Annotated in this window: 8 protein-coding genes and 2 rRNA genes; 4 read left to right on the forward strand and 6 right to left on the reverse strand. The window is 72.4% G+C overall.

The features are described from left to right. Positions 1-185: 185 nt before the first annotated feature. A complete protein-coding gene (locus ACJOT3_RS06920) occupies positions 186-1,193 on the forward strand; it encodes an HAD-IIA family hydrolase (protein ID WP_406969995.1) in 1,008 nt (335 codons plus the stop codon). 836 nt (positions 1,194-2,029) lie between these two features. Here ACJOT3_RS06920 and ACJOT3_RS06925 read toward each other — a convergent pair. Continuing rightward, positions 2,030-2,485: a single-stranded DNA-binding protein gene (locus ACJOT3_RS06925; RefSeq protein ID WP_406969997.1), complete on the reverse strand. Its 456-nt coding sequence runs from the start codon at positions 2,483-2,485 to the stop codon at positions 2,030-2,032. Positions 2,486-2,751: 266 nt separating this feature from the next. On the opposite strand from ACJOT3_RS06925, the gene ACJOT3_RS06930 reads away from it, so the two are divergent. After that, on the forward strand, positions 2,752-3,756 hold the full coding sequence (locus ACJOT3_RS06930) for an MBL fold metallo-hydrolase (protein WP_406969999.1): 1,005 nt from the start codon (positions 2,752-2,754) through the stop codon (positions 3,754-3,756). Positions 3,757-3,901: 145 nt separating this feature from the next. Here ACJOT3_RS06930 and ACJOT3_RS06935 read toward each other — a convergent pair whose 3' ends face one another. Beyond that, entirely contained in the window at positions 3,902-5,530 is a 1,629-nt protein-coding gene (locus ACJOT3_RS06935; protein ID WP_406970000.1) for an alpha/beta fold hydrolase, read from the reverse strand. Between the two features lie 202 nt (positions 5,531-5,732). Here ACJOT3_RS06935 and ACJOT3_RS06940 point away from each other — a divergent pair, with 202 nt between their 5' ends. Further along, complete coding sequence (locus ACJOT3_RS06940; RefSeq protein WP_406970002.1) at positions 5,733-6,677, forward strand: GNAT family N-acetyltransferase; 945 nt, start codon at positions 5,733-5,735, stop codon at positions 6,675-6,677. Positions 6,678-6,686: 9 nt separating this feature from the next. Here ACJOT3_RS06940 and ACJOT3_RS06945 read toward each other — a convergent pair whose 3' ends face one another. Together ACJOT3_RS06945 and ACJOT3_RS06950 are read right to left on the reverse strand one after the other, a co-directional pair. Next, positions 6,687-7,091: an NUDIX domain-containing protein gene (locus tag ACJOT3_RS06945; protein WP_406970004.1), complete on the reverse strand. Its 405-nt coding sequence runs from the start codon at positions 7,089-7,091 to the stop codon at positions 6,687-6,689. 53 nt (positions 7,092-7,144) lie between these two features. After that, positions 7,145-7,978, reverse strand: coding sequence for a hypothetical protein (locus ACJOT3_RS06950; protein WP_406970006.1), 834 nt, complete (start codon positions 7,976-7,978; stop codon positions 7,145-7,147). On the opposite strand from ACJOT3_RS06950, the gene ACJOT3_RS06955 reads away from it, so the two are divergent. Further along, positions 7,946-9,028 (forward strand): hypothetical protein, encoded by a 1,083-nt coding sequence (locus ACJOT3_RS06955; RefSeq protein ID WP_406970008.1) that lies wholly within the window; start codon positions 7,946-7,948, stop codon positions 9,026-9,028. The two genes, ACJOT3_RS06950 and ACJOT3_RS06955, sit on opposite strands and share 33 nt — an antisense overlap. 2,229 nt (positions 9,029-11,257) lie before the next feature. Here the strand turns inward: ACJOT3_RS06955 and rrf are convergent. Together rrf and ACJOT3_RS06965 are read right to left on the reverse strand one after the other, a co-directional pair. Next, positions 11,258-11,373, reverse strand: a 5S ribosomal RNA gene (rrf, locus tag ACJOT3_RS06960). Between the two features lie 106 nt (positions 11,374-11,479). After that, positions 11,480-11,940 (reverse strand): 23S ribosomal RNA (locus tag ACJOT3_RS06965); the annotation flags it as partial.

Consider the following 11,940-nt stretch of genomic DNA (forward strand, 5'->3'; position numbering starts at 1 on the left):
CCGGATGGCCAGGGCACCGGGCCACCACGGCGGGGTGGAGCCCGGCGGTGGTGGTGGCCGGTGCCAGGCCACGGGCGGGGCTGCGACGGACGGCACATCGGACGGGGAGGCCCGCGGCCCCGCCGGCCGGGGGCGGCGGCATACCCTGGAGGGCGTCCACCTCCGCCGTACGGAACGGGTCCGCCATGTCCCTGCTCGCCGCCGAGCGCCCCCTGAGCACGATCCACGACGCGATGCTCCTGGACCTGGACGGGGTCGTCTACATCGGCCCGAGCGCGGTGCCCGCCGCCCCGGAGGCCGTCGACAAGGCACGGGCCGCGGGGGCGCGGGTGGCGTTCGTGACCAACAACGCGGGCCGCACCCCGGCCCGTATCGCCGAGCACCTCACCCACCTGGGCATCAGCGCCACCCCGCAGGACGTGGTGACCTCCGCCGAGGCGGCCGCCCGGGTGGTCGCCGAGCGCCACCCGGCGGGTTCGCAGGTGCTGGTGGTGGGCGACACCGGGCTGCGCCAGGCGGTGCGCCGCATGGGGCTCACCCCGGTCACCGTCGCCACCGACTCCGTGGTCGCCGTGGTGCAGGGCTACTCCCGTTCCATGAGCCGCGACCTCCTCGACCAGGGTTCGCTGGCGGTGTCGCGCGGTGCCCTCTACGTCGCCAGCAACGCCGACTCCACCGCCCCCACCGAGTGGGGCGTCACCCCGGCCAACGGCTCCTTCGTCCGGGTGATCGCGCACGCCACCGGCGTGGAGCCGATCGTCGCGGGCAAGCCCATGCGTCCGCTCCACGAGGAGGGCATGCGGCGCACCGGGGCCGAGAACCCGCTCATCGTCGGCGACCGCCTGGACACCGACATCGAGGGCGCGATCGTGCACGGCGCCGCGGGCCTGCTGGTGCTGTCGGGGGTGGCCACCCCGCTGGACCTGCTCGCCGCCCCGGAGCACCAGCGCCCCAACTACCTGTCGTGGGACGTGTCTGGCATGAACGACACCCACCCGGGGGTCGAGGCGGTCGACGGCGGTACCCGCTGCGGGGGCTGGACCGTGGCCCTCACCGCCGACGGCCCGGTGCTGGAGGGGTCCGGCGACCGGCTGGACGGCCTGCGCGCCCTGTGCGCGGCCGTGTGGGAGAACCCGGCGGTGGACCCGACCGGCCCGGCCGCACGCACCGCCCTGGCCGCGCTGGGCTGGTGACCCGGGCCGGGGCATCGCCCACCCGGGCCTGAACGCCTCCCCGTACGGCGACCCCCGCCGCACCCTCGCACACCCCCGCCCGGCGCCCCCGCCGTCCGGCGGGACCCGCGTAACACCCGCCATCCGGGCCGTGTCCGGCCGAGGGTCGCAGACACGGTCGGCGGCAGGACCGGGGACACCGCCCTGCGGGACCCGCAGGACACCCGCCACCCGGGCTGTGTCCAATCGCGAACCGCGAGGGCGGTCGGCGACGGGACCGGGGACACCGTCCGGCGAGACCCGCAGAACATCCGCCACCCGGGCCGGGGCCGGTCGCAAACTGCGGGGGCGCTCAGCGTCGGGACCGGGGACGCCGTCCGGCGGGACCCGCGGAGCACCCGCCACCCGGGCCGTGCCCGGCCCAGGGCCGCGGACACGGTCGGCGGTGGGGGCACCGCGTTCGGACAGGGCCGCGGCGGCGGTGGCCACAGGTGTGGTGGGCCAACCGTCGTCAAGGGCATCGTCGTCCGGCGGGACCCGCGGGGCACCCGCCATCCGGGCAATGTCCGGCCGAGGGCCGCGGACACGGTCGGCGGCGGGAGCACCGCGTTCGGACCGGGCGGGGTCGACGGTGGCGAGCGAGCCGTCGGCGGTGATGTCGGGGGCACCGCCGTCGGGTCGGGCACCCGCCGTGTCAGGCGGCGTGCCGAGGACGTGATCGGGGGTGGGGGCTCCGGGCCCGGGTCGGGGCCGGGCCGTGGGCGGGCGGGGGGCGCGGGTGCGGCCGGCGGTGGGGAACAGCAGGCGCACCAGGGCGGCGAGGGCGCGTGCGAGGGCATCGCCCGGTGTGCGGGCGGTCACCGCTCGGTGCCTTCTGCGGCCGGGCGCGGGTGCGGGACCGCGGGCGCCTTGGCGGCGTCCGGGCGGGCGCGGCGCACCAGGGCCGCGGTCCGCACCTCCACCTCGTGCATGCTGCGCACCTCCGGCCGCCCGTGCCAGATCCGGCGGCGCAGCGCACCCGTCACCCGGACGACGTCGCCCAGCCGCCACGCCTCCAGCTCCGGATGCAGCCCCGGGTCGAAGCAGACGCAGTAGATGGCATCGAAACGGCGCCCCGACACCCCCTCGCGCGGGGGCCTGGTCATGCACATCCGCCACGTGGCCAACCGGTCCCCGCTCGCCATCTCCCGGAACCCCGGCTCGGCGGTGATCCGCCCCACCAGCAGCACCTCGTTGCGGTGCCCCTCGTCCGCGTCGGCCTCCCCCGTCCCCCGCGTGTCCCGCACCGTGTCCCCTGCACTGTTCCGCCGCATGCGTCGTTCCTTCCGAAGACCCCGTGATACCGGCGTGGATCGGTGGGTGGCACGACGGCCGGTGCGTGTGCCCCCACCTTCAGGATCACCGGGCCCGACCCGCGGCAAAAGAACTTTCTCGCGCCTGTGGAAAACCCTCCCGGGGAGTCGTCATCCGATGATCCCGCCCCCGACCAGGACACACATCACCCCCGTGTCCTAGAGTCGGATTCGGATGCGGTTCCTCCCGGAACCCACGACGACCACAGGGAACAGGGGTGCCTACCGTGCACGATGACGTGGACGTGAGCCGCCTGCCCGAGGGGATCACCCCCCTGGGCAACGACATCTTCGCCATTGACACGATGCTCGCCGGATACCCCGGCATCGTGTCCAGTTACCTCATCCGCACCGAGCGCCCCTGCATCGTCGAGGTCGGCACCGCCGGTTCGGCGCGGGTCCTGCACGACGCCGTCATCGCCCTGGGCCTGTCACCCGCCGACCTGGCCACGATCGTCGTCACCCACATCCACCTCGACCACGCGGGCGGCACCGGCGACATGGCCGCCCTCTTCCCCAACGCCGAGATCGTCGTCCACGAGCGCGGCGCCCGCCACCTCGCCGACCCCAGCCGCCTCATGCGCAGCGCCGCCATGGTCTGGGGCGACCGCCTGGACACCCTGTTCGGGCAGATGAACCCCACCGAGGCCCAGCGCATCCGCTCCGTCGCCGAGAGCGGCGAGATCGACCTGGGAGGCGGCCGCAGGCTCGTCACCCACTACGCCCCCGGGCACGCCAAACACCACATGGGCCTGGTCGACACCCTCACCGGCGACCTGTACGTCGGCGACGCCCTGGGCGTCTACAACCAGCTCACCGGGGACATCCGCCCGGCCACCCCGCCGCCGGACTTCGACATGGGGGCGTGCCTGCGCACCCTGCGGCTGTTCTCCGACATCGGCGCCCAGCGCCTGATGTTCTCGCACTTCGGAGCGGTCGACACGGTCGCCGAGACCATCGACCGCGCCCGGGACGAACTCCACCTGTGGGTGGAGACGGTGCGCGAGTCGCACGGTTCCGTCGGCGACCTCGACCACGCCATCGCCATGGTCCGGGACAAGGTCATCAGCCGCTACAAGCCGCTGCCGCCGGACGCCTCCCCGGAGGCCGCCGCCGTCCTGGACACCCTCAGCGGCGCCGAGGCCAACGTGTCGGGGATCGTGCACTGGCTCGACCGGCTCGAACAGGAACGCGCCGAGGCCGAGCGCAAGGAGCGGGAAGAGCGAGGCTGAGGGACGGAGCACTGCGCCCGGCGCCCGGGCGCAGAGCCCGGGCACGGGTCCGCACCCGCCGCCGCGCAACGGCGGCGGGAAGGCCCGTAGGGGCGGGCCCGCCAGGGCCGCCCCTCCACACGCGGGAGCCGCGGCCCCGCGATGTTCACACGAGGTTCCACCAGCGGAACAGGGCCTCGTCCCGCTCACCGTGCCGCCCGCCGTCCGGCCCGGGGCCGGAGGCCGCCGACGGCCCGCAGGAGACGTCGCCCCGAGGGAAAACCCCCTTGACCAGATAGCGCGTGGTGACGTTCCAGGCACAGGTGTTCTGTCCGTGGACATAGACGACGCCGTGCCCGCTCGCGTCGACGCTCACCAGCCGGGAACGCTCCCCGAACCTCTCGTTGAGCGCCACCCCGTTGCGGTGCGGTGTGATGGGGTCGCGCAGGTCCTGCACGATCAGCACGTTCCGCGGCCCCTCGCCAGTGATCCGCACCGGCCGCTCGGACGGCTCGTGGTGCCAGTAGGCGCAGGGCCTGATGTTGGCCGCGGCCGCACCGTAGAGCGGGTACTTCTGCCGGTCCCGGGCAACGGTTCTCCGGTAGACGTCGAGGTCCTCGGGCCAGTCGGTGTCGATACAGGTCACGGCGAGGTTCGCCGACCACAGGTTGTCGGCGGGCGCGGGTTCCGCCGCCGTCCCCTCGCCGTCGCCGCGGTCCGCGGCCACCGCGCCGAAGGGACCGTGCTCGTCCAGGAGCCGCCGGGCCCCGGGTTCGTCGGCCTCGCGCAGCGACTGCCACAGCTGCGCCGTCCGCGGGTAGAGCTGCGCCCCGTACAGGCCGATGAAGGTGGCGTACCGGAAGAGCCCGCCGTCCAGACCGGCCACCGGTTCCTCGTCGAGCCGTCCCGCGATCTCGAAGTACGTCTCCCGCACCCGTTCCGGGGAGTCCCCCAGGCCGTAGGAATCGTCGTGCTCCGCCGCCCACGCGGCGAAGTCGGGGAACGTGTCCTCGGCTCCGGGCCCGGCGGTCCGCGAGCTGCCGTAGCCGACGAACGTGTCGCCCACGACGCTGTCCAGGACGATCCGGTCGGAGCGTTCGGGGAACAGCGAGGTGTAGGCGGCGCCCAGCGCGGACCCGTAGGAATAACCGAGGTAGCTGATCTTCTCCTCGCCGAGTGCGGCCCTGACCCGGTCCATGTCGCGTGCCGTGTTCACCGTGGACATGTGGGGCAGCAGCCCGTCGGTGTCGTTCTCCGCGCACTGGTCGGCGACCGCCTCCGCGATCACGGCCTGCGCTTCCACCGCGGCGTCATCGACGGCGTAGAAAGCGATGCCGCCCCAGTACCCGTCATCGTCGGTGAACCCGCAGCTCACCGGTGAGGAGTGGCCGACGCCCCGGGGGTCCATGCCGATGAGGTCGTAGCTGTCGAGAACGCTGGCGGGCAGACCGAAGTCGACCAGTTCCGCGGGGGTCGCCAGCCCGGACCCGCCCGGGCCGCCGGGGTTGAGCAGCAGCACCCCGCGCCGCCGGTCCGGGGCCGTACCGGCCAGCCGGGACACCATGATCTCGATCCGCGCACCGTCGGGGTCGCCGTAGTCCAGCGGCACCGCCACCGTGGCGCACTCCAGCGTGCTCAGCCCGGGCCCCTCGGGGCAGGGACCCCACTCCACCCCTGCCGCGGCTTCCGTCTCCCGGTCGTCCGCGGCGGCCGGCACCGCTGCGAGCAGCGAGCCGATGAGGGAGCCGCCCACCAGCAACGACAGGCTTCGACCCGTGGTCCGTCCTCGTCCCATGCACGACCTCCTGGGTTCCCGGGCCGCGGGCGATCCGCCGACCGCACCGGGGACGGTACGTGCCCGGTCCGGACCGGACAAGGGCCCCTGGAGAAGGTGGCCCGGATCGGCCAGGCGGACACGCGGAGGGGACGGCCCCGAGACCGGGAACCGGGCCGGAAAACCGCGTGCGGGGCAGATCCGGGCCACCTAGGCTCACCGCATGACGCTTGAGATCAGACCCATGACGACGGCGGACGTCCCCTCCGTCCTCCCGTTCCTGCGCGCCCATCACCCCTACCGGGTCCTCACCGAGAAGGCCGTGTGCTGGCGCATGGAGAACCCCACCCCTCACTCGACGGACGTGCCGCTCGTCGCGACCGACGCCGACGGCGGGGTCGTGGGTTTCATCCGCTCGCTGCTCACCCGCCCCGAGGGCCGGGACCCGCACGGCCTGACCTTCTTCGCCGCGATCGCGGAGCGGCACCGTGAGAGCGGCGAGCTGGCCGCGCGCCTGCTCAGCGCCTCGGAGGAGTCCCTGGTGGAACGGGGCGCCCGCGTCCTGCGCGCCGAGGCCGCCGAGGAGCCGGTCCAGATGGGCGGCCCGGCGCTTCACGAGGTCGTCCTCGCCCACGGGTACGAGCCGGAGGAGGCCCACCACATCCTGGGCCTGGACCTGTCCCTGCTGCCCCCGGCCCCGGAACCCCCCGCGGGTGTGGAGCTGCGGCCGTTCAGTGACTACGCCGACGATCCCCGGCCGGTGTACGAACTGGACCGGCTGGCCAGCGCCGACGAACCCGGTGCCGCCCCGGGCGTCGGCTTCATGACGTTCGAGGACTGGGTGAACGGCCCCTGGAACCACCCGCTCAGCGACCTCGACCTCAGCCTGGTCTTCCTGTACGAGGGCACCCCGGCGGGCATCACCTGCTACGCCTCCGACCGGGAGTCCCGCCTGGAGTCGTCGATGACGGGGACCCTGCGTGAGTTCCGGGGGCGGGGCCTGGCCGGCTACGCCAAGCACGCCGCGCTGCTGCGGGCCCGCGAGCGGGGGTTCACCCACGCCTCCACCGGCAACCACGAGAACAACGCGCCCATGCTGGCCATCAACCGCAGACTCGGCTACTCGTTGCTGGGCAAGGAGACCGACTACGTCAAACCCGTCGGGTGACCGACCGGCTCAGGGACGGGCACCGGGCAGGCCCAGCGCCCGCAGCAGGTGGGCGTAGAGGCCGTCGGCCCAGGACAGGCTCTCCTCCGGGGGCAGGACGTCGAACTCCCGCACCTCCACCGTTTCGAACTCGCCGGTGAGCGGAACCGTCTCCAGGACGGGGGCGTGGGTGACGACCGTGACGTGCCCGCCGGCGAGCACGTAGTACCCGGCGACCTCCACCGGGCCCAGGGTCGCCCCGGCCTCCTCGGCGGCCTCCCGCCGGGCGGTGTCCACGACACCCTCCCCGGCCTCGGCGTGCCCGCCGGGGAACTCCCAGGCCCGCCACCGGTTGCGCACCATCAGCGCCCGGCCGCCGCGGTGGGTCAGGCACACCACGGAGTCGTGGGCCGGGGGAAGGACCCCCAGACGCACGACGGCACCGCCGAGCGGTCCACGACCGCTCGACGGTGCCGGGGGATCCGGGGTCAGTCGCGCTCCCGGTCCGGGGAGGCGTCGGCTTCCCCGGTGCCCTCGTCGTCCTTCACGGACTCGGGCTCAACGTCCTCGTCCTCGTCGTCCTCGGAGGCTTCGGCGGTGTCGGCGTCGCGGACCTCGTCCTCGACGTCGTCCTCCTCGCCTTCGAAGCCGTCCTCGTCGTCGAGGTCGCCCTCGTCCAGGACCGGCTCTGCCGGGCGGCGCTCCCGCAGGTCCTCCGGCTCCTCGAAGTCCTGCTCCTCGGCGTCGGTCCAGATGATGCCGTCCTCAAGGTCCACGTCGACCAGTTCGACGCCCTCCAGGACGGCCAGGCGCTCGTCGGCGTCGGTCACACCGTCGGTGTCCACGGCGGAGGCACGCGAGAAGTACTCGCGGGCGTCCTCCTCGCGGCCCAGCTCCTCCAGGACGTCGGCGTAGGCGTAGAACAGGCGCGCGATCCACGGCCGGGCGCGGCGCTCCTTCAGCTCCGGAACCTGGAGCTCGGCCAGCGCGCCCTTGACGTCGCCCATGTCCCGCCGGGCACCGGCGGCCACGATGCGCAGTTCGATGCGCTCGGCGGCGTCCAGCTGCTCGGCGGCGGGGTCCCCGGTGATCTCCAGGGCCCGCTCGGGACGGCCCAGGCCGCGCTCGCAGTCGGCCATGATCGCCAGGAAGTTGTCGCGGCCGCTCATCCGACGCGCGGCACGCAGGTCGGAGAGGGCCTCCTGCCACTTGCCCACCGTGTACGCGGCGACACCGGAGGCCTCCCGGACACCGGGGACCCGGGACGCCTTGCGCCGGGCGTAGGCGGCGTGGGTGTAGGCCCGCTCCGGGTCCTCGTCCACGAGGAGGCCGGCCGCCACGATGTGCTTGCCGACCAGCTCCGCGAGGGACTTGGGCAGCGAGCTGAGGTCGCGCCTGGTGTCGGCGTCGAGCTGGTCGTAGGTGGCCTCTTCGGGAAGCGGCGGAGCGACATCCGCGGGGTCCCGGTCCTCACGGGGCCCACGGCGGTCGTCGTGCCCGCGGTAGCCGCCCCGGTCGTTGCGGTACCCGCCACCACGCCGGTCGTCCCGACGGTCGCCGCGGTATCCGCCGCGGTCGTCACGGCGGTCGCGGTCACCACGGAAGCCGCCTTCGCGGCGGTCACCGCCACGGTGGCCACCACGGTCATCGCGGCGGTCACCACCACGGTCGTCACGGCCACGGTACCCACCGCGGTCGTCACCCCGGTAGCCACCCTCACGGCGGTCACCACCACGGTCGTCACGCCGGTCCCGGTCGCCCCGGTAGCCTCCGCGGTCGTCACCCCGGTAACCGCCCTCACGGCGGTCACCACCACGGTCATCACGGCCACGGTAACCACCGCGGTCATCACGCCGGTCCCGGTCGCCCCGGTAGCCTCCGCGGTCGTCACCCCGGTGACCGCCCTCACGGCGATCGCCCCCACGGTAACCACCACGGTCGTCGCGAACGCCACCGCCGCCTTCACGGCGGTCATCGCGCCGGTCCCGGTCTCCCCGGTAACCACCGCGGTCGTCACGGTAGCCGCCCTCGCGGCGGTCACCCCCGCGATCGTCACGGCCGCGGTATCCACCACGGTCGTCACGCCGGTCCCTGTCGTCTCTGTACCCGCCGCGATCATCGCGGCCCCGGTACCCACCACGATCCCGGTCTCCGCCGCGGAAACCCCCACCGCGGTCATCACGGCCACGGTCACGGTCACCCCGGTAGCCGGAACGGGAGCGGGAGTTGTCACCACGTCCCCGACCGTAAGACGCGCCGGAGCGGTCACCGCTGTGCTCGTTGGCTCCGGAGTCCTGGCGGTCTCCCGATCGGCTGTCCTCAGTCATCCAACCCGTCCGTCAACAGTCAAAAGCGCTGCCACTGAGCAGTAGCAGCGCATCAAGTACTCGTGCCCTCCAGCTTACGTCATGGAGCAGATGCGGGCCGCCAAAGTCCGAGTGCTCAAAGTCCCAGGCCAGCGGGAAATACCGGCTCCCGGCAGAGGCGAGGGCGAGCCGGCACCGCTACCGGAGGGAACTCCTCTCCGGGGTACAAAACCCGCCTGAGGGCCTGGCCCCTGTAAAGAGACCGCTGCCGTCCACCCATGCCCTTTTAACGCTGTGGGGGCGAAGGTGTACCTGTTCGGGGCCTAGGCACAGCTCGGAGGAGGGATCGGTTCCTCCCGCCCCAGGGGGTGGGCGAAGGTATCACCTCCGTCCCCGGACCCATGGGGTGAACGCTGTAGCTACCGCGACCCCACCCCAGGGGGTTTCCCACCTTTCCCGGGGCCTTGGCCCCAGCCCTGTCACATCCGTGGCCGCCCCCGCCCCAGGGAGTGACGGCCGCGGGAGGCCTCCGGCCTCGGCCCCTGGGGGTTTCCCACCTTCCCTGGGCCCTGGCCCCAGCCCGGTCTCCTGCCCGGGGCCTTAGCCATAGCCGGAGTGCGTTGTGCCTCCCCCGCCGCAGGGGGTGACGGCCACACGAGGCCTCCCGCCCCAACCCCAGGGGGGTTGGGGAGGAAGGACCGCGACCTCCGCCGCAGGGGGTGAGGCAGCAAGAGCAGGTTTCCAGAACAGCAACCATCTGCGGAGGGCGGTGTAGGGGGCCGGTCTCGGTCGCGTTGGTCTCCACGGGTCACCCCCTGGGAACGTACAGACCCGGGCTGGGCGCGGAGCCGTCCCCACGGTACGACGCCCGGCAGACCACCAGGCGTACGCGTTTCCTGCACGTCCCGGGTGGTGGGGGTGTTTTCCGGGGACGGGTCGGGGCACAGCGCACATCCCCGGCCACACAGGTCCACGGAAAGACGCTCCGCCTGCAAACCCGCGGTTGCACAGACCTCGCTTGAAAGCCCGACCACAGACGGGGTAACCCCCGCTGTCAGTGCCCTCCCCGACCCAAGGGGGTGTCGGGAGGAAGAACCTCGGCCTGCGCTCCAGAGGGTGAAACCCCGGCCCCGATCGCCCTCCCCGGCCCCAGGGGTGAACCGCGTCCACATTTTCGGTGGTGCCGGTGGCGGTCCCGCCTCCCGACACCCCCTGTCCCCGGGCCCAAGGACAAGTACGGCCGTCACCCCCTGCGGCGCAGGTCCCGGTCCTTCCTCCCGACACCCCCCGTGTCCGGGCGCAGCAGGTAACCGCGGCCCTCACCCCCTTGAGCGCAGGTCGCGGTTCACCTTCCGGCCTTGGGCTGGGGCCGCGGGTAACCGCGGCCGTCACCCCCTGCGGCGCAGGTCCCGGTCCTTCCTCCCGACACCCCCTGTGGTTGGGGAGGGCACTGACAGCGGGGGTTACCCCGTCTGTGGTCGGGCTTTCAAGCGAGGTCTGTGCAACCGCGGGTTTGCAGGCGGAGCGTCTTTCCGTGGACCTGTGTGGCCGGGGATGTGCGCTGTGCCCCGACCCGTCCCCGGAAAACACCCCCACCACCGGGGACGTGCAGGAGACGCGTACGTCTTTTTGGTCTGCCGGGCGTCGTACCGTGGGGACGGCTCCGCGCCCAGCCCGGGTCTGTACGTTCCCAGGGGGTGACCCGTGGAGACCAACGCGACCGAGAGCGGTCTCCGCACACCGCCCTCCGCAGATGGCTGGCCACTTGGAAACCTGCTCTTGCTGTCTCACCCCCTGGGGCCGGGGCCGAGTCCCGCTCTACCGAAACCCCCTGGGGTTGGGGCGAGAGGCCTCGTGTGGCCGTCACCCCCTGCGGCGGGGGTGGTCAGGGATGTGTCCGGGCTGGGGCTGAGGCCCCGGGGAAGGTGGGAAACCCCCTGCGGCGAGGGCGGTCAAGAAGGTGACCGGGCTGGGGCCAAGGCCCCGGGGAAGGTGGGAAACCCCCTGCGGCGAAGGTCCCGACACCCGCAGGCCCTCACCCCCACAGGACCAAGAACGGAGGCAACGCCTCCGCCCACCCCCTGGAGCCGGAGGAACCGATCCCCTCCCCCGAACTGTGCCTGGGCCCCAAAACAGACACACCCCCGCCCCCCACAGCGTTAACAAAGAACACCCACAAAACCGCCCGCCGGCCGGCCCCGGGGCACAAAAAAAGGGGGGGCCGTTCCGAAGAACGACCCCCCAAACAGGGAAAGCCCCCTCTGCAACAGAGGGGGCTCTCAACCCGCAAGAAAACCGTGGCGGCAACCTACTCTCCCACCCCACCACAGGGCAGTACCATCAGCGCAAGGAGACTTAACGACCGGGTTCGGAAAGTAACCGGGTGTGACCCTCCCACCATAACCACCACGGAAACCCAACACCCAACACCACACCCCAAAAACAGGGCACAGCACCAGGAAACCTAGATTCCACCAGCTATGTGAACATGTATGCGCGAGCACCCAATTATCTGCAGCGGACAAGCCCTCGGCCTATTAGTACCGGTCAGCTCCACCCCTCACAAGGCTTCCACACCCGGCCTATCAACCCCATCGTCTCTAGGGAGCCTTACCCTCTCAAGGAGGCAGGAGACCTCATCTCGAAGCAAGCTTCCCGCTTAGATGCTTTCAGCGGTTATCCCTCCCGAACGTAGCCAACCAGCCATGCCCTTGGCAGGACAACTGGCACACCAGAGGTTCGTCCGTCCCGGTCCTCTCGTACTAGGGACAGCCCTTCTCAAGTCTCCAACGCGCACAGCGGATAGGGACCGAACTGTCTCACGACGTTCTAAACCCAGCTCGCGTGCCGCTTTAATGGGCGAACAGCCCAACCCTTGGGACCAACTCCAGCCCCAGGATGCGACGAGCCGACATCGAGGTGCCAAACCATCCCGTCGATATGGACTCTTGGGGAAGATCAGCCTGTTATCCCCGGGG

The organism is Nocardiopsis protaetiae (assembly GCF_045446735.1).
Lineage (GTDB): Bacteria > Actinomycetota > Actinomycetes > Streptosporangiales > Streptosporangiaceae > Nocardiopsis > Nocardiopsis protaetiae.